Raw genomic sequence first — 18,084 nt, forward strand, 5'->3', positions numbered from 1 at the left:
GCGTGTTCCTTAGAGTAGTCTAACAGGGTAGTGATGGCGAGAAAGTTCTTCTTTGATCATTTGGGGTGTGTATTGTGTAAAGTGGAAAATAAAGGCTGCTGCGAGTGCATCTGCACCATTTTGCAAGGCTTCTACACCATCTTGTGGTTTGCCCATACCACCGTTGATAATAATAGGGATATGAAGGGTATTGGCAAAGAGTTTTAAAAGCTCAGTATCGTAACCTTGTGTTGTTCCTTCTTGGTCAATGGACGTGAGTAAAATCTCTCCAGCCCCCTGAGCTTCATACTCTTTGGCAAGTTCAATCGGGTCGATGTCAAGCAGACCATTTTTCTTATTGAAAACTCTGTAGGTACCATCCACTTTTTTAATGTCGATAGAACAAACAACACATTGCGAGCCAAAAATGGTAGCGATCTCTTTGATAAAAGAGGGTCGCTTAATGGCTTCTGAGTTGATCGAAACTTTATCAGCTCCCGCACCTAAAACAGTATAGACATCTTCGATCGTTTTGATGCCACCGCCGATGGTAAGAGGCATAAAACACTCATTTGCCATATCGGTAATGATTTCGGTATTGATGGGTTCGTTATTTAAACTCGCATCAATGTCTAAAACGATGAGTTCATCGACATTGCGGGCATTGTAAACACGAACGGTTGCAGTAGGATGACCGATGGTACGAAAAGAGCCAAACTGAATGCTTTTAACGAGTTGCCAATCTTTTAGAAGCACACAAGGAATAAGGCGATGTTTTAGCATAGCGATTCCTTCGTTAACTGTGCAAAGTTTTTGATAATTTGAAGTCCGTGTGTTTGACTTTTTTCAGGGTGAAATTGCGTTGCAAAGATATTGTCTTTTTGGATGGCACAGACAAAAGATTTACCATAGTCACAATAGCCTATGGCATACGTTGAAGGTGCTTCAAAATAGTAAGAGTGTACAAAGTAAAAGTTGCTATGGTCGGGAATATCTTGAAATAAAATGCTAGGATGACGAAAGTTCATCTCGTTCCAGCCCACATGAGGAATTTTTAAAGAGCCTTCTTCAAAGCGCACAACTTTCGCATCTTCTATCCAGCCTAGTCCTTGGTGTTCTCCAAATTCATAGCTTTTTTCTGCGATAAGTTGCATTCCAAGACAGATACCTAAAAAGAGTTTTTTATGCTCCAAAACTTCTACATGTAAAAGCTCACTGAGTCCCAAACTATTGAGATTTTTCATCGCATCGCCAAAAGCTCCGACACCGGGTAAAACGATGTGAGAAGCTTCTTTAATGAGGGCATGGTCACGAGTAATGGTGGCAGAGAAGCCTACTTTTTCAAAGGCTTTTTGCACCGAGCGAAGATTTCCCATACCATAATCAATAATGACGATGTTAGCGGACAATGTATTCCTCTTTTCGTACCAATGAACCGTCTATATCTTTGATAAATTTGCCATTGGCATCTCTTTGGAAGATTTTTTTATTGGTAAACGAGTCAACGATAGCATCAAACTCCTCGCGTGTAAAGCCTGTGTATTTTAAAAATTCACCAATCGCTTTCATTGGAGGAATACCATCGTATTTAGTAACTAAACGTACGGCTTCCGCGCGAGAAATATAACCCAAACGCACATCTAAACAAGCATTGTCGCTGGCTCTACCAAAACCGTATTTGACGTATTTGAGGTAGTCATGGACATGGTTACTGTAGCAGTCTAGGTTTTCAAAATTTTCATAGGTAGTCTCAACGCGTCTATCAGAGGTACTAAAACCGCTTTTTTGGGCAGCACTTAAAATCTTTCGTAAATCCCACTTGATGTAGTAGCCCAAGAAGAGTCCTGTAACGCCCACTCTTTGAACATCTTTATCTTCTGGGTAGAAGTAGAGTGCCAAATCTTTCTCGCTAATACCGTCCACGCCAAGCATATCCGTCGCACGGTTCCCCAAAAGTCCACCAAACTCTTCAAGCCATTTTCTATCTAAGCAGGCATTGTCTTTACTCGCCGCAGGTCCGCCGTATTCGAGTTCGGAGTTTTCGCCCCAGATGAGAAGAGGAATGTTGAAGTTAACCGCAATGTGCGCAGGTGTTGTAAAAATGCCCAAATGGTTTGGCCATTCACAATCCCCTACACGTTTAACCGCCTCTTTGATCATCGATTTATAGACTTTAGGATTGCGTTTGATATGAATCAAATCGACGCCTAATTGGTTGAGGTTTGCAAGATTTTGACGACCCACTTCGGTAGGAATGGTCGGCTCAAAACAGACACACAGCGGGTTAAGTCCCATCTCAAGGACACTCATCACTTGATACGTAGAGTCTTTGCCACCGCTGACGCCGATGATGCAGTCGTAGTATTTGTTTTTTTTATGTTTTTTGACAACCTCTAAAAACTCTTGCTTGCGTGCTTCCCAGTCAATATCAAAATCTTTAGCCTTTTGTGACCGACACGCATCACAGACACCATGCTCATCAAAATGCAAATCAGGTTTTGTGTCAGGCATCACACATTTGGTACAAAATCTCATCCTTTTTTCCTTAGAACCAGTTGCATTTTATAGCCCATTTTTTGGTCATGTAGCCATTTTTCATCAAGGCCACCAAGGAACGTTTTAGTGTTGGTGCTATTGCCAAAATAAGGGTCATCGTAATTTAGATAGTTATTCATGACGCCAATTTCTCCGATGACTGTCTCACAACTTTCAATTTCAAAACCACACTTAAGCGCCAATTTTTCAATGGATTTGTAAGAGTACAAGTTGACATGTTCTATTCCATCGTACATGTTGCATTTTTCTCGAAGCATTTTCGCAGCCAGTGAATCCGCACTTGGGATTTGTAAAAAGACAACACCCTTTTCACTTAAAAGTGCTTTCATGTCTTTGAGATAGACTTCGCCATCTTTAAGATGCTCAAAGACATCCCATAGGCAAATAGCTTCTAAGGGTGCTTCAAAAGTGACTTCATTAAGGAATTTATTGTAAATGGTATGACCTTTAGCGGTTGCATACGACGCTTCTCGCTCGTTCAGTTCCACGCCAAATGTTTTCCAACCCGCACTCTTGGCTAGGTCTAAAAAGATACCAGCGGAACAGCCAATATCAAGGATATTCCCTTTAGGTGCAACACGCTCTATGGCGCGTAGCCCTTTGCTGTAGATGTTGGTATAAAAATCCCCATCATTGGCAACAATTTCACTTTGTAAGTCGTGGTTGGTGCGGTAGTACTTCTCTAAATTTTCATCTTTAAATACGGGGTTGAGATAGACGATATCGCACTGCGTACATTTCACATAGCGCCCACCGTCTTTAAAAAATAAAAATTGCTCATGGTTGGTTTTACATGTAGGGCAGGGTCGTTCTTCCAAAAGGTTTTCATAAAAAGAGCCTGTTTTTGGGTCAAAGTATTGCACACGGTTTGCGACATTGGCATTGTGCATTTTGAGGCGTTCTTCGTGTATTTCTTTAGGTGCTCTTGAACTCATGAGTGTTTCTCCGATTGGTGTTTTTTTGCGTTAAATTCATCTTTGAGGATACTAAAACGAATTGTGTTATGGTAGCTTCCCTCTTTGTAAACTTCATCTCTAAAAATGCCCTCTTGTTGCATACCCACGGAGAGTGCAAGGCGTTGCATGGCTGTGTTGGAAACCATCGTTCCACAACAGATGCGGTGCAAGTTCATTGTATTGAACCCGTGGTCGAGAAGTAGCATAGATGCTTCTTTGGAAATGCCTTTGCCGTGGAAATTTTTATTGCCGATAAGAATGGAAAACTCTGCACTTCGGTGCAACGATGAGATGGCGAGCAGGGTAATGTTCCCGATATGTGTGTTACTTTGCTTGTCCACAATCGCAAGCATAATGCGGTCTTTTTGAGAAGGGAGTTGTTCGATGTATTGAATGGCTTGGGCTTGAGTATAAGGGAATACATGATGTTCACTGTATTGGCACACTTTTTCATCGTTTAACCAACTCGGATAATCACCTTGTGCATCTTCAACATTCAAACCACGAAGATAGATGTTTTTACCAATTAAAAAAGGATTATTCACACGCAACCTCCGCAAAATTTACTTTTTTCATTTTACTTTAATTCCTCTTTGTTTTCCCATACTTTCGCAAATGCTTTAACCACATCGTCCATATCTTCTCTGCTCATTCCTGGGCGCATGAGTTCATGGGTGAAAAGACGTTCAAAATGCAGACTCTCACATACGGGGCAGTCGCCTTTTTGGTAGGTTACAGTTGAGAGATTAAACGGATAGCCTTTGCTTCCAAACGCAATTTTATGGACAAACATGGGTTGCAGGTAAATGGGTTTCACATAACCGCATCCCATCAAAACATCGGAATCATCGCGCATGATGGTTCGAGGTAGTTCTGCTTTCACTGCTTTGATGAAAACGTCACGGTGGACACCTGCAAGGCTTGCGTCAAACTCTAAGGGATGCACGTAAAAAGCGTGTTTGACATGTTCGCGAATGGTGGTTGTTTTAAGGCAAGGAATGCTTTTAAGTGCTTCGTTGATGTAGGCGACATTGTCTTGACGTGTTTTAAGCAAAGAGGGAAGTTTTTTGAGCTGTTCACGCGCCACCGCACACTCCATCTCTGTCATACGAAAGTTAAATCCGACCATGTTGATAAGCTCATTTGGAGCTTTAAAGCCTTTATTGGCGATGACCGACTCGGCATGGTTGCGGATGAGTTGCAGTTTATTGGCAAGCGCGTCATCATTGGTAACGATGACTCCGCCTTCGCCTGAATGGATATGCTTGTGGTAGTTAAGTGAAAAAACACCCATATCGCCCAAAGTTCCCGCAAAAATTTCTTTATACTTTGCCCCGGGAGCTTGCGCTGCATCTTCGATGACGATGAGGTTGTGCTTTTTCGCGATTGCATTGATGGCTTCAACATTGTACGGTTGTCCAAAGATGTCCACCACGATGATGGCTTTCGTTTTGGGAGTAATCTTTTGCTCAACGCTTTTAGGGTCTAAACAGTAAGTGTCTTTCTCAACATCGGCAAATACAGGAATACCACCGTAAAAAAGCGGTGCAACGGCTGAGGCTGACATGGTGTAGGGACTGACGATAACTTCATCGCCCGCTTCGATCCCAGCCGCTCCTACGGCGCAAATAAGTCCAGAAGTAGCAGAGTTAACACTGATAGCATGTTTGACGCCAAAAAACTGCGCCCACTCTTTCTCAAAGGCACGCACTTCACTTCCACCGTAAAAATCATCATGCCAAGCCCCAAGATACGTGGAAAGCTTTCCACTACGAAGCACACGTAGGACGGCTTCTTCTTCCTCTGCTCCTATGGTGTTGTAAGCTGGAAAAGGGTTGGATCTTACTTTTTCTCCGCCGTTGATGGCTAATTTTTTCATTTTTGTTTCTCTTTTGCAATGGTTTCAAAAATTTTTGCGTGAACATTCAACTGTTCTTGCAAGATCTGCTTGCAGGTTATATCGTCGTTTTGGAGTAAAAATTCAAGGGAATGCAGGGCATAGTCTTTCAATGTATTGGGGAGGGTTTCTTCGTGTTCCAAACTAAAATAGCCCTCATATAAAGGTGAGGGTTTTTTGACAAATGTATCAATACGAGAGCCTCCCTCTTTGATCTCTATTTTGCCATTTTCAAACCAGATACTAAGCTCAAATGCCGAGTAAGGAAGCTCTTCCATACAACTGAGCAAGCCCTGTGCATTTTTACATGTAACGTCAAAATCACCACCGATATCTTCGTTTAAACGTTTTACATGTAAACCTTTGATACTTTCTATTTCACCAAAAAAATGGCTCAAAACGGCTAGCATGTGTACGCCATTGTGAAGCAAACCTTTGGTGAAAGCACCTTGAAAACGCACGGCTTTGCCCCATTTTTGTGCGGCAATAGCATTGGCAAGTTTGATAAAAGAGGGGTCATACCTACGCATCAGGTGAATAAGGATTTTTTTCTCGCTAGAAAGTAGTAAAGGCTTTAAGTGGGCTAATTCTTGAGCGGTTGCAACCAAAGGTTTTTCGCAGATAATGGCGCTCAAACTTTTTACATGTAAAGCCTCTTCCAGTGTTGCTGCATGAAACTGTGTCGGTGACGCAATGGCGAGCAAGTCGATAGTTTCATACTGCAAAAGAGAGTCGAGCGAATGGTAAACGCCCATCTCGCCCCAACGTCCGATAAACGCACCTTGGTTTGTACTGTCAGGCTCACAAATAGCCGTTAATTTACAATGGGGATGTTTACTTATGGCGTGAGCATGTGAAGCGATATTGGCACTGTTAGGCGAGTCGATAAGCCCGCCAATACTGCCTGCTCCAACAATGGCACATGAGAGAGTTTTTTGCATTAAACATGCCTTCTTATAACTGTTTTTCTAAGAATAAAGCAAAATCCATACCGAAATCTTCGGGGTTTTGAGAAATTTTTTCCAACTGATTGAGATGAAAATGCTCAAAAGTGGTGAGTTGGTTTGCTTTAGGCAGAGGAACACAGCACTCCCTTTGGGTTGAGGGGATGTAAGAGATGGCGTATTTTCCGAGCAGATAAGCGGTGTAAAGTGCTATAGTGTCGATGCCAATGACCACTTTGGCATGGGCGATATCTTCTAAAAGTGTGGCGTGGCTAAACGTAGCACTTGGGTCAATCGCTTGGTAGTATTCAGGCGTATCGGAAGGGTGTAGACGAATCAAAATGTTTTTACAGCCAAATTTTTCTTGGTTGACAAGAATATCTTCAAAGACCTCTTTTTCGGTAAAACCCCAGCCGTAGGCATTTCCAAAAGAGCGTTCTGCCACTTTGGCGGTAGGTTCACTTAAAAAGAGCAGGGTGTTGATCTCTTGCGTATTTGCCAAAACACTTTGCGCTTCTTTGAGTTGAGCTATCAAGGTATAGTTTTTGATGGCGATAACGTTGGGAAGCCCCAAGTCTTTAGCTTTATCGAAGCTTGTTTGATCGTGTGCTGCGATGAAAGAGGGCAGGTTGTTCTCCCAATTTTTTTCGGGGTATCCAAAGCGTTCGCGGTAGTTTGTCCAGTGGTCTAAAAAAGCGATGCTTGGAAGGTTGTGCATTTTTGCATAGTTTAAAAAGTGGTACTCCAAATGGTTTTGCCAGCCTGTGCCATAGAGGACGATGGAGGGTTGAAACAAAGAAAGTTTAGCTTCAATATCGCTTTTTTCTGGTGCTATTTTGCACCAAAAATGCTCTAATTTTTTCGCTTTGATAAGCGTGTAACACGGTGAATCTGCTAAAGCAAAGATGCAAAATTTTCCTACAGGTAAAGAGGCTTTCAAAAGCTCTAAAAGTATTTCAGCCCCTCCTGCATCGTGGGCAAAGAGAGCGATTTTTCTCACTCGAAATCTTCTTTGTGAAGTCTCTCTCCAAAGCTTAAATTCTCTTTGGCACATTTGCCTAAAACATCTTTGATGTAGCGAGGATGGAGCCCGTATCCTGGGCGAATGGAGCGGATATTTTCTTCGCTTAATACTTCACCTTTTGCAATATCTTTGGCGATATAAAGGCTACGTGAGAATTGTCTGCCTTTTATCGTTTTCGTATCACTGTTATAGGTTGGTTGACCCAGTAATTTTTCAGCCTCACGTACCGCTTGAACCATCAACGTAAAGGCTTCAACATCGAGTGAAAAACTCGCATCTGCACCGCCAATGGCTTTGTCTAAAATGAAATGCTTTTCGATGACTTTAGCACCCAGTGCGACCGCAGTAATCGGTGCGGTGATGCCTAATGTGTGGTCTGAAAAACCTGCAATGACACCAAAACGTTTGGCAAGATCGGGTATGGTAAGAAGGTTTGCGCCCTCAAGCGGGGCAGGGTAAGATGAGGTACATTGCAATAAAATAATCTCAGAATTATCTTCCCTTTGACAAATGCGCACCACATCTTCAATTTCATTCAGCGTAGCAATACCCGTGGAGATAATCATAGGCCTTTGTTTGGAAGCCATGTAGCGCACGAGTTCATAGTCTGTGATTTCAAAACTCGCTACTTTATAAGCTGGAGGGTCAAATTGCTCTAAAAAATCCACCGCGCTTTTGTCAAACGGGGTTGAGAAACAGAGGAGTCCTTCTTCTTTAGCACATGCAAAAAGCTCTGCGTGCCACTCCCAAGGGGTGAACGCCTCTTTATAGAGTTCATAAAGCGTTTTATTATCCCACAATGTGCCACCTTTGACGACGAAGTCCTCTTTGTCACAGTTGAGTGTTAACGTGTCAGCGGTATAGGTTTGAAGCTTAATGGCATCTGCACCCGCTTTTTTAGCCGCTCTTATGGTCTCTTTAGCAGTTTCGATGCTGTTCCCATGGTTTGCGGAAAGCTCCGCTATGATAAGTGTACGTGTGCCATCTAAGTCAAAATTACCGATGTTCATTGGTTAGCTCCATGCAAATAACCTCTTTTTCATTGACGCTTATACGCTCTTTTTCGCAAAATCCAAATTTTTCATACAATGCTTTGGCTTTTGCGTTGTCCTCAAAAACTTCCGCTTTGAGTATGTTCACCTTTAATCTTTTAAACGCATACTCTACAATGCTTTGCATCAAAAGTGAACCAATCCCTTTTTGATCGAGCTTTGGATTTGCGTAAAGTCCCAGTGTTGCAGAAGAGGTTGAAATGTCATTAAAGTCAATAACGCCTATATCAATACCTTCATGTTGTACTAAAAAGTAGCGTCTATCTTCGCGTGTTTTCAAAGCCTCGATAAAATCAAAATGCTCTGCTTCGCTGATCTCATTTGCATTGTACATGTAAGCTTTGACATTTTCGTGATTTCGCCACATTAAAATCATCTTTTTTTGAGACTCACTGAGCGTTGTAAAGTTGCATAAATAAAGACGCATCCCACTCCTTTAAAACAGGGTACTCCTGTTTTTGAAGATATGCAAACATATCGTCTTGATTGCTTGCCACTTTAATCGCGATGAAGGGTACTTCCATAAACAGTACCTCATGCACCATAACACTCGGTGTTACGATGGCTAAGCGACTTTGGTGTAGCAGTTTGGCGACTTCGTTGGAGTTTACATGTAAAACAATGTTAGGTTTGCCCTGAACGTAGTTTTGAAGCTCGTGAAGATGAGCGTTTGCCGTGGTTGTAAGAACGCTTATCTGTAACTCTTTTGGAAGTGTTTTCAAAATGTCGAGCGTGATGTTGGTCGCATCTGTCCCACCCATTGCGATAAACACGTCATATATTTTCTCACACGTCTGTTTCTTTTCTTCTTTAAATTCATTGCGAATGAGTGTATAAAGACTACCGCAACGCAGTTTGCACTTTTTGGGTACAAGGTTTTTATATCGCGAAACATCGGCACAGAGATTGTGGTTTAAAAGAATATCGCAGTGATGAGGTTCATACGTATCATCGAAGCTTAGGATTTTTACTTTGGTGGCTTCTTTGATTTTTTGCTCAAACTGCGCATCAATACCGTAGTGATCGATCACTAAAAGCTTTACATGTAAAGCTTTAATCAGCTCTTCCAGCTCATCCACATCGTTTGATTTTAAGATTTTGACCTCGTAAGGAATGGAGGAAATGATGTTCCCCTGTAGGTTTTGACACGCAAAAATGACTTCGCCTTCTAAGCTTTTGGCAAAGACAAGATCTCGCATGACATGTCCAAGCCCAATGTTGCTTGAACTATCACTCCGAATCAAAGTTCTCATGAAAGCAAAAGAGCTTTATACATAAATTCTGCGCGTATCCAGTCTTCTGGCGTGTCAATGTCTTGCACCAAATGGCGAGGTAAAAGAACGGCTGTGGAGTGAGGTGCAAAAATCACTTGACCTTCTAACCATGCTTCAGGCGTTCCCCAGTAAAATTGCCCTGCATCGTGGTACGCTTCCTCTAAATCTTGGCTACGCACTGCAAAATTTTCAGGTGAAAACATCTCGACACGATCTTCTTTCGTGAGGCGAATCGCACGCTGAATAGGGTAAGCAAAACTGGTCGCACTAAAAGCGTAAGAAGCTTTTGTGGAAGAGAGTTTTTCATACGCTTCTTGGATGTACTGGGCTTGCACAAAAGGGGCTGTAGCATAGATGCAACACACTGCTTCAACCTCGCTCAGATCACGAACCGAAGCGGTAATTGCATGGGCGATGACGGGGATTGTTGCCGTGTGGTCATCACTCAGCTCTTTGGGTCGCATAAAAGGAACTTCCGCACCCAATGTGCGTGCCAATGCCGCAATCTCTTCATCGTCTGTACTGACAACAATTTTGTCAAAACAGCCACTTTTTTGAGCGGCTTCAATACTATAAGCGATCATCGGTTTGCCACAAAATGCTTTGATATTTTTACGAGGAATGCGTTTACTGCCTCCGCGTGCTGGGATGATGGCGAGTCTCATAGGTGGCATCCTTTGATTGAAGCGAGTGTCTCAAGTAGGGCGTCTGCTACCATGCGTGCATCTTCCATGCTCATACCTTGATGACAAGGAATGGAAAGCTCAGCTCTGTAAAAATCTTCCGTCGTTTCCAAGCGTTGTTCGCCAAAACGCTCTTTGTAATAGCTAAATTGGTACACAGGTTTGTAGTGAACTTGCACCCCAAAACCTTTTACATGTAAAGCTTGGAAGATCTCTTCTTTGGAACACCACAAAGAACGATCAAGCAAAATAGGGTAGAGATGGTAGGTGCTTCTTTTTGGTTTATCAATCGTAATGGTTGTAAAATATGGATTGTTCGCAAAGCGTTCATCATAGTAGTGAGCGATCTCGTTGCGCTTGGCAATAAAACTTTCCAATCGTTTTAGCTGTGAAAGCCCAAGAGCACACGCTACATCACTCAGACGGTAGTTTTCGCCAAGGGTGACCATGTCAGAATTCCACAGCTCTTTTTTGACGATGCCATGAGAGCGTAACAGTTTTGCTTGTTCATAAAATGCGCTGTTATTGGTCGCTATTGCCCCACCTTCAAAGGTCGTGATAGGCTTGATGGCGTGAAAACTAAAGATGGTCATATCGGCAATATTGCCTACTTTTATGCCATCTGTTTCACTGCCAAGCGCATGGCTTGCATCTTCAATGAGAAAAAGTTTATGTTTGTCGCACAGCGCTTTAATGGTATCAATAGGCAGTGGATTTCCGCCAAAATCCACAGGCGCTATTGCTTTCGTTTGAGGGGTGATTAACGCCTCTAGTTTGCGTTCGTCAATATTGCCATCATAACGAATATCGCAAAATACAGGGGTCGCCCCGCATTGGATGGCAGTGTTCGAGGTTGCAGCAAATGTCAGAGGTGTTGTGATGACTTCATCACCCTCTTGAAGTCCAATGATCTGATAGGCTACATGTAAAGCCGAAGTGGCGGAGTTCATCACACAAACGTGTTTGACGCCCAAGTAGTGTGCGAGTGCTTCTTCAAAGTCGCTCACTTTTTTACCACCCGTGAGAAAATCGCCTTTAAGCGTCTCAACAACCGCGTCTATATCGCTTTGATCGATACTTTGTCTGCTATAGGGAATCATGCGTTTATCATCTCCATCAAGCCTTTGGCATCAAGCCATTGGGTATTGGTTTCGGAGCTGTACTCAAAGCCGTATTGAACAGGCGTTCCCTTCTCTCCAAGTGCATTACATGTAAAGTCGTTTTGTTGCGTAAACAGAATGCTCGGTTGGATGACATAATGGTCATGAAATTCAAGTGTTAAGTGGCTGTCATCTTTTGGAACCATCACTTCGTGCATCTTCTCACCAGGGCGAATACCGATGATTTTCACTCCCAAATGCGGTGCCATACTTTTAGCTAAATCGACCATTTTCATCGAAGCAATTTTAGGGATGAATATCTCTCCACCCTTCATACGTTCAAAGTTTTTAAGGACAAAATTGACCCCTTGCTCAAGCGTAATCCAAAAACGTGTCATCTCCGCTTCGGTAATAGGCAGTTCTTTAACACCTTCCGCAATGAGTTTTTTAAACAAAGGTACGACAGAACCACGACTTCCTACAACATTGCCATAACGCACGACGGCAAACTCTGTTCTACGCGCACCTCTGATGTTATTGGCGGCGACAAAAAGTTTATCGCTCGCGAGTTTGGTTGCACCGTAAAGATTGATAGGATTAGCTGCTTTGTCGGTAGAAAGCGCAATGACTTTGCTAACACCGCATTCAAGGGCTGCATCGATGACATTTTGCGCACCGTAAATGTTGGTTTTAATGCACTCCATCGGGTTGTATTCTGCTATGGGGACGTGTTTGAGTGCTGCGGCGTGAATAACATAGTCCACACCATACATCGCATTTTTAAGACGATCGACGTCTCTGACATCACCGATAAAAAAACGCATAGCTGGGTCGGTGAATTGCTGTGCCATTTCATACTGTTTGAGCTCATCTCTGGAGTAAATAATGATTTTATTGGGTTTGTAATTTTTTAAAAGAATTTCAGTATATTTTTTGCCAAAACTGCCTGTGCCACCGGTAATAAAAATATTTTTTCCATTAAACACAATAGACCTTTGTAGTAGAATTTGCCTGTATAAAGCAATTTTAATTCCGCTTATACTATTTGACATTCGTATGATAGGAGTAGTATAATGAATGTATCTTTAAACGAGGAGCATCTGATGAAAGTTTCCAGTAGTTCCAATACGCAAGTACTCAATTTAATTACTCAAAATAAATCCCAAACAGATGTTATGTTAGAAAAAATCAATGCTACCAGAGAGCTCAGTGGTAAAGATGGCGCTAACTTAGTTGTTTCAGACTCTTTAGCTTCTCAAATTGCAACGCTTAGTCAAGGTGTGCAAAACGCCAATGAGAGCATTGGTATGTACCAAATTGCAGACGCTTCCGTGCAAGCCATCCAATCAGGAGCCGATAAGCTCAATGACCTTTCCGTTCGTTTCAATAATGCGGCTTTAGGAACGGATCAAAAAGCGATGTTACAAAAACAGTTCGAAGACATTAGTAATTCGATGCAAGATATCGTTGCACAAACCACCTACAACGGTCAAAATCTTCTCAGTGGCAACACTGGGCTTGATGTTTCAGGGCTCAGCGATTTGAGCATTAACGATCAAGAAGGCATCGCCAATTTTAGAGAAAATCTCAGCTCACTCTCTTCGACTATTAGCTCACAAATGAACAGTGCTAGCAGTAGCATTACCAGTTCATTGACGGCTATGACAAACTTAAGCAGTGCCAATGCACAGATTTCAGAAAAACCACTGGATCAAAAGATCGCAGAGATTAACAGCGATCAGATAAAACTCAGTAGTTCTGTTTTAGGCCAAATTCATCAAAACAGTATGATGCAACAAAATGTTTCGGCGCTTTTAGTTTAAAAGTGCCTCTCCTTTTTTAGTCTTCTCGTATGCCACGTCTTAACAATAAAACCTTTTATGAAAATGCCATCAAACGCTATGGCTGTACGGCAAAGGGGTTAAACTGGAACTCCAAGCAGTCACAACACACGCGCTTTGAAGTGATTCACACGCTTTTGGAAGAGCATTTACCTTCCAGTACCGTTATAGATGCGGGATGTGGCTTTGGTGATCTTTATCTCTATTTGCAACAAAAAGGTTCACTCCCTCGCAAATATGTGGGTTACGATATGCTACAAGAAGCACTCTTCGTAGCTAAAAAACGTACCAAACAGCATTTTGCGCATAAAGATATTTTAAACGATGAACTAGAACATGCTGACTTTTACATCGCAAGTGGCTCGATGAATATCTTGAACCGTTTTGAGACGTTTTTATTTATTCGCCGTTGCTTTGAAGCTTCCAAAAAAGGGTTCATTTTTAATCTGCTCAGAGGCGAGGAGAAAGAGGGTCATTTTAACTATTTTTTACCCGAAGAGATCGAAGCACACGTCAATGATTTTGCATATGATGTGGAAATTTACGAGGGCTATATGGAAGGTGATTTCACCGTATTTTTAAAGAAGGAAGATTTATGAGAAAACTTTTACTCGGAGTGATTGGACTCTATTTGGTAGCAATGGGATATTTGTATTTTACGCAAAATGACCAACTCTTTCCTGCTAAACTGATCGAGAAAGAAGCCAAAGTCAGTGGTGAAAACATTGAGTCACTCTCTTTATATGTAAAAGAAAATGTCATCCTTGATGGAGTGTTGCGCAAAGATCAAGAGAGCGATGCAGGGCTTATTCTTTACTTTGGTGGAAATGCCGATGATGCAACGCGCTTTGTTTTACATGTAAAAGAGCTTCATGGCTATGATATTGTGACGTTTAATTACCGCGGTTACGTTGGAAGTACGGGAGAACCTAGCGAAGAAGCGCTTTTTGAAGATGCTTTGAAGATTTATGATACCTACGCCAAAGGTCGAAAAGTTGTTGTGATAGGTCGAAGTTTAGGCACAGGTGTTGCAACATACCTTGCAAGTAAGCGGGTGGTCGATGGCTTGGTACTTCTCACACCTTACGATTCGATTCTCTCTTTGGCCAAACTCAAATACCCTTTCTTCCCAATCGACCTTTTACTCAAAAATAAATTTGAAAGCATTAACTACTTGCCTTTCGTGAAAGCAAAAATAGCGGTGGTTGAGGTAGAAAATGATGCTACTATTCCACGGTATCATTTCGAAAAATTTGTAGAAGCCATGCCAAGAAAGCCTTTACATGTCATCCTTGCCAATACCACGCATGGCAAAATTCTCGAACACCCAGCATTTACAAGCGAATTACAAACTATATTAGGAAAAATCATTGAATAAAGTTTATATCAAACACTCCGTTGTTCCCAAACTAAGACGCTTTACCCCATGGGTTTATGCCAACGAAATCGACTCTGCTCTAGAGGAATTTCAAAGCGGTGAAGTCGTAGCACTCTTTTCAAAAAAAGATGGTTTTTTAGGAACCGCCTATGTCAATCCAAAATGTGCGATTTTCGCGCGCATTCTTAGCTTTGGCAAAGAGGAGATTGGTAAAAAGTTTTTCCACAACCGCATCAAAAGAGCCATCGCAAAGCGTGAGGCACTTCTGTCTCAAACCAATGCCGTACGTCTCATACACTCCGAAGCAGACTTTTTACCAGGGCTTATTGTCGACAAGTATGGCGACACACTCTCCATTCAGATCAACACCGCCGGTATGGAAACCTTTCGTGAGTTGATACTCAGTACACTCAAACAGCTTGTCAACCCTTCTTGGATCGTTGAGAAGTCCGATGAGCACTCACGCGAAATCGAAGGCTTAGAGAGTAAAAATGGCACACTCTTTGGAACATCAACCAAAGAATTTGAACTCAAAGAAAATGGCTTGAACTTTTTAGTGGACATTGAAGATGCCCAAAAAACAGGCTTTTACCTAGACCAGCGTAAAAATAGATCTATCTGTGCAAGTTACATCAAAGAGAATGATACAGTGCTAGACATCTGCTGTAATGCGGGTGGCTTTGGCATCTCTGCCCTTGCCAAAGGCGCTAAAAATGCCGTCTTTGTGGACATCTCAGAATCAGCCATAGAGCAAACCAAAGTAAACTTGCAAGCCAACGCAATGGAAACGTATGAAACCTATGCCGCCGATGCGTTTACGTTCATGAAAGAGAAAAAATACAAAAACAGTTTTGACCTGATCGTTCTTGATCCACCCTCTTTCGCCAAAACCAAAGAGCAAGCAAGCGGAGCTAAACGAGGCTTTAAACATCTTTTGATGGAATCCACCAAAGCGGTAAAGGATAGCGGCTTAATCGCATTGTTCTCATGCTCCTTTCATGTAGGTAAAAAAGAGCTTTTAGAGATCGCGATGGAAGTCTCACACGATCTTAAAGTGCAATACATATTGCTTGAGCAAATGCAACAAGACAGTGACCATCCATGTTTGATTAATGCTTCTGCCTCGTTTTATTTGAATGGATTGTTGTTGAGGGTTGAGAAGTAAGTAGTATTTCAATTATTTAATGAAGGAGCCTTAATGTATTTTTGTAAATGCCTTTTGGTATGTTTGTTAGGGATTGTGTTTCTTGGGTGTAGCGGGCAACAAAATATTAAAGTACCATCATTAGAAACAACGTCCTTTCCTGAATATTCTGGCAATATAGAACCTATTACGGAACCATTAGTAATTCCTTATCCTTATCTCGCTTATAGATTTGGTGTAACAATGGATATTGAAATGTATGACAAAATAAAGCATAACTTCTCAAAGCTATCTATGGATACAGTAAACTCTTTAAAACGTACACAAAAAGAGCCTGACATGATTGATATAACCAATGATAATGTCGTTGGAGTTGGAAATAATATGGCTTTTTTTAACTGCTTTTACACCTTTAATACAACAACTCAAACTATAAATTCTTTTTCATGTAGATCAAGCAATCAACAAACTAATACGGTGTTAGAGACTATAGCCAAAGAGCCAGCTCAGATAGCTGAAGCAATATTTTTTAATGCCATTTACAAAGGTATTAAAACAGGTACGATTTTAAATCAAAGTAAAGTTGCTATACCTTTTTCTGAAAAAGAGATTTATGTTGATGAGGTTGTTGAAGGTATTGGTGTATTTGGAACTCAAAAAGTTATTGTGGCAAAAATTAATGTTGATGAAGATATAAAAAACCTTGGTCATGTCGTCATGAAAGGATACAAGCTTTACGATTTAAAAAAATTGTATCCTATCTTTGTAAAAGCAACAAGTTTTGCTTCAAATGATAAGCTTTCTATGAAAATAATTATGAAATCTGCTTCTGTACCATTACCGCCAAATGTAGGAAATAATAAGATTATTATAAAGCCCGTAACCAATGCTCCCAAAGGGATGGAAGCTCCTAAAGAAATGTATGGCGTGAAGTATTGGGAATAATCTTAAACGACAAGGGCAAGTTTGAAGAAAAGTTATAATACTTGAAATGTGCCCTTTCTCAATAAATCTCAAAAATTATGCTTTAAATTTTGCTCTAAATAAGGTTTAAAATCGGTGGTGCAGTATCAAGCATTTGCGCAATGCGTGGGTCATTTTTACGGCATTCATAAACATCCACATAAATCTTTTCAAGCCATCTTTGCAAGGTTGGTTTAGAGATTGCATGCAAGTTTGGATGGTAGACCAAAAGCTTCATCGCTGGAGGCGCTTCAACACTTTGTAACGCTAAAATATAATCAAACGAATCAATTTTTAATGCACCTAAGTTACGGTAAAATTGTTCTCGTTTTTTACGAATTTCTTTGTCCGATGAAGATTCTTCAGGTGATTCTATTTCAATGAGAAGCGCTCGTATTCCATGTGTTTTAAAGAGCTGTTCAATGCTACTTTTTAAAAGTGTTGAGCCAAGACCAATGCCACGAAGACTCTCATCAACGGCTAGGTATTCTAACAAGAAAAAATCTTCACTACGCGGATGATACATAATACAAAATCCAACTATTTTTTCATCATTATAGGCAAGATAAATCGTGTAAAAAGAGGCGTGTTGCATTGCTAAAAGTGTATCGCGAGATTTTTGTTCACTGATTGGAAAAGCGGTAGAGTAGATGGCATAAAAGCCATCAAACTCGTCTGTATTACTTCTCTCTAAAGCTTTTACATGTAAAGCCATACGGAGTTATTTTAAAATGCGCGGTAATGTAATGCCTGTTTGACCTTGGTACTTACCGTGTTTGTCTTTGTAGGTGGTTTCACATGGCGTATCACCCTCTAAAAAGAGCACTTGCGCGATGCCTTCGTTGGCATAGATTTTTGCTGGCAACGGCGTTGTATTTGAAATTTCGATGGTGATGTGACCTTCAAACTCTGGCTCAAACGGGGTAACATTAACGATGATGCCGCAACGTGCATACGTACTTTTACCTAAACAAATTGCAAGGACATTTTTTGGAATTCTAAAGTACTCAACCGTACGTGCCAATGCAAAAGAGTTAGGTGGAACAATACAAATATCACCTTCAAAATCAATTACATTTTTATCGTCAAATTCTTTAGGATCAACGACAGTCGAATTGACATTGGTAAAAATCTTAAATTCACGTCCCACACGGATGTCATACCCATAACTACTCACGCCATAACTTACAACATCTTTACCGACTTGATCCTCGCAAAAAGGCTCTATCATACGCTCTTTGAGCGATTTTTCTCGTATCCAACTATCTGCTTTTAAACCCATAATTTCCCTTA

At 41.3% G+C, this 18,084-nt stretch carries 21 protein-coding genes; 5 read left to right on the forward strand and 16 right to left on the reverse strand.

What is annotated here, in order from left to right; all coding sequences use genetic code 11:
* Positions 1–9: 9 nt before the first annotated feature.
* Genes SAR02S_RS07780 through pseB form a run of 14 tightly spaced genes read right to left on the reverse strand, consistent with a single transcriptional unit; the run spans position 10 to position 12,451 of the window.
* Positions 10–762 (reverse strand): imidazole glycerol phosphate synthase cyclase subunit, encoded by a 753-nt coding sequence (locus SAR02S_RS07780; protein WP_041958549.1) that lies wholly within the window; start codon positions 760–762, stop codon positions 10–12.
* Complete coding sequence (gene hisH, locus SAR02S_RS07785) at positions 756–1,388, reverse strand: imidazole glycerol phosphate synthase subunit HisH (protein ID WP_269746294.1); 633 nt, start codon at positions 1,386–1,388, stop codon at positions 756–758. Before hisH ends, SAR02S_RS07780 begins: the two co-directional genes overlap by 7 nt.
* Positions 1,378–2,514, reverse strand: a complete 1,137-nt coding sequence (gene pseA, locus SAR02S_RS07790) for a pseudaminic acid biosynthesis protein PseA (protein WP_041958551.1) — start codon at positions 2,512–2,514, stop codon at positions 1,378–1,380. Before pseA ends, hisH begins: the two co-directional genes overlap by 11 nt.
* Entirely contained in the window at positions 2,511–3,470 is a 960-nt protein-coding gene (locus tag SAR02S_RS07795; RefSeq protein WP_041958553.1) for a class I SAM-dependent methyltransferase, read from the reverse strand. The genes pseA and SAR02S_RS07795 overlap by 4 nt, the downstream gene beginning before the upstream one ends.
* Positions 3,467–4,036 carry a GNAT family N-acetyltransferase gene (locus SAR02S_RS07800; RefSeq protein ID WP_052433569.1) on the reverse strand — a complete coding sequence of 190 codons (570 nt, stop codon included), beginning with the start codon at positions 4,034–4,036 and terminating at the stop codon, positions 3,467–3,469. The genes SAR02S_RS07795 and SAR02S_RS07800 overlap by 4 nt, the downstream gene beginning before the upstream one ends.
* 32 nt (positions 4,037–4,068) lie before the next feature.
* Positions 4,069–5,370 carry a DegT/DnrJ/EryC1/StrS family aminotransferase gene (locus SAR02S_RS07805; RefSeq protein ID WP_041958557.1) on the reverse strand — a complete coding sequence of 434 codons (1,302 nt, stop codon included), beginning with the start codon at positions 5,368–5,370 and terminating at the stop codon, positions 4,069–4,071.
* A complete protein-coding gene (locus SAR02S_RS07810) occupies positions 5,367–6,329 on the reverse strand; it encodes a Gfo/Idh/MocA family protein (RefSeq protein WP_041958559.1) in 963 nt (320 codons plus the stop codon). Before SAR02S_RS07810 ends, SAR02S_RS07805 begins: the two co-directional genes overlap by 4 nt.
* A gap of 13 nt (positions 6,330–6,342) precedes the next feature.
* The gene (locus tag SAR02S_RS07815; RefSeq protein WP_041958561.1) at positions 6,343–7,332 is read right to left on the reverse strand and encodes a hypothetical protein; all 990 of its coding nucleotides are present in this window, start codon (positions 7,330–7,332) and stop codon (positions 6,343–6,345) included.
* Positions 7,329–8,366, reverse strand: coding sequence for a pseudaminic acid synthase (pseI, locus tag SAR02S_RS07820; RefSeq protein WP_041958563.1), 1,038 nt, complete (start codon positions 8,364–8,366; stop codon positions 7,329–7,331). Before pseI ends, SAR02S_RS07815 begins: the two co-directional genes overlap by 4 nt.
* Positions 8,353–8,835: a UDP-4-amino-4,6-dideoxy-N-acetyl-beta-L-altrosamine N-acetyltransferase gene (gene pseH / locus SAR02S_RS07825; protein ID WP_041958566.1), complete on the reverse strand. Its 483-nt coding sequence runs from the start codon at positions 8,833–8,835 to the stop codon at positions 8,353–8,355. Before pseH ends, pseI begins: the two co-directional genes overlap by 14 nt.
* Positions 8,798–9,661, reverse strand: a complete 864-nt coding sequence (gene pseG / locus SAR02S_RS07830) for a UDP-2,4-diacetamido-2,4,6-trideoxy-beta-L-altropyranose hydrolase (protein ID WP_041958569.1) — start codon at positions 9,659–9,661, stop codon at positions 8,798–8,800. The genes pseH and pseG overlap by 38 nt, the downstream gene beginning before the upstream one ends.
* Positions 9,658–10,347 (reverse strand): pseudaminic acid cytidylyltransferase, encoded by a 690-nt coding sequence (pseF, locus tag SAR02S_RS07835; protein ID WP_041958571.1) that lies wholly within the window; start codon positions 10,345–10,347, stop codon positions 9,658–9,660. Before pseF ends, pseG begins: the two co-directional genes overlap by 4 nt.
* Positions 10,344–11,465 (reverse strand): UDP-4-amino-4,6-dideoxy-N-acetyl-beta-L-altrosamine transaminase, encoded by a 1,122-nt coding sequence (gene pseC / locus SAR02S_RS07840; protein ID WP_041958573.1) that lies wholly within the window; start codon positions 11,463–11,465, stop codon positions 10,344–10,346. Before pseC ends, pseF begins: the two co-directional genes overlap by 4 nt.
* On the reverse strand, positions 11,462–12,451 hold the full coding sequence (gene pseB, locus SAR02S_RS07845; protein WP_041958575.1) for a UDP-N-acetylglucosamine 4,6-dehydratase (inverting): 990 nt from the start codon (positions 12,449–12,451) through the stop codon (positions 11,462–11,464). Before pseB ends, pseC begins: the two co-directional genes overlap by 4 nt.
* A gap of 117 nt (positions 12,452–12,568) precedes the next feature.
* Here pseB and SAR02S_RS07850 point away from each other — a divergent pair, with 117 nt between their 5' ends.
* From SAR02S_RS07850 to SAR02S_RS07870, 5 genes are read left to right on the forward strand one after another with little or no spacing between them, the layout of a single operon-like run.
* Complete coding sequence (locus SAR02S_RS07850; protein ID WP_041958577.1) at positions 12,569–13,288, forward strand: flagellin; 720 nt, start codon at positions 12,569–12,571, stop codon at positions 13,286–13,288.
* A gap of 29 nt (positions 13,289–13,317) precedes the next feature.
* Positions 13,318–13,905 (forward strand): class I SAM-dependent methyltransferase, encoded by a 588-nt coding sequence (locus SAR02S_RS07855; RefSeq protein WP_041958579.1) that lies wholly within the window; start codon positions 13,318–13,320, stop codon positions 13,903–13,905.
* Positions 13,902–14,684, forward strand: coding sequence for an alpha/beta hydrolase (locus SAR02S_RS07860; RefSeq protein ID WP_041958581.1), 783 nt, complete (start codon positions 13,902–13,904; stop codon positions 14,682–14,684). The genes SAR02S_RS07855 and SAR02S_RS07860 overlap by 4 nt, the downstream gene beginning before the upstream one ends.
* Positions 14,677–15,849 carry a class I SAM-dependent rRNA methyltransferase gene (locus SAR02S_RS07865; RefSeq protein WP_041958583.1) on the forward strand — a complete coding sequence of 391 codons (1,173 nt, stop codon included), beginning with the start codon at positions 14,677–14,679 and terminating at the stop codon, positions 15,847–15,849. The genes SAR02S_RS07860 and SAR02S_RS07865 overlap by 8 nt, the downstream gene beginning before the upstream one ends.
* Before the next feature lie 33 nt (positions 15,850–15,882).
* The gene (locus SAR02S_RS07870; RefSeq protein ID WP_041958585.1) at positions 15,883–16,773 is read left to right on the forward strand and encodes a hypothetical protein; all 891 of its coding nucleotides are present in this window, start codon (positions 15,883–15,885) and stop codon (positions 16,771–16,773) included.
* A gap of 94 nt (positions 16,774–16,867) precedes the next feature.
* On the opposite strand, the gene SAR02S_RS07875 is transcribed toward SAR02S_RS07870, so the two are convergent.
* Both SAR02S_RS07875 and dcd read right to left on the reverse strand, forming a co-directional pair.
* Positions 16,868–17,506: a GNAT family N-acetyltransferase gene (locus SAR02S_RS07875; RefSeq protein WP_041958587.1), complete on the reverse strand. Its 639-nt coding sequence runs from the start codon at positions 17,504–17,506 to the stop codon at positions 16,868–16,870.
* A 6-nt stretch (positions 17,507–17,512) separates the two neighbouring features.
* On the reverse strand, positions 17,513–18,073 hold the full coding sequence (gene dcd, locus SAR02S_RS07880) for a dCTP deaminase (RefSeq protein WP_041958589.1): 561 nt from the start codon (positions 18,071–18,073) through the stop codon (positions 17,513–17,515).
* Between the last annotated feature and the right edge of the window lie 11 nt (positions 18,074–18,084).

Source organism: Sulfurospirillum arsenophilum NBRC 109478 (assembly GCF_000813345.1).
GTDB classification, from domain to species: Bacteria; Campylobacterota; Campylobacteria; order Campylobacterales; family Sulfurospirillaceae; genus Sulfurospirillum; species Sulfurospirillum arsenophilum.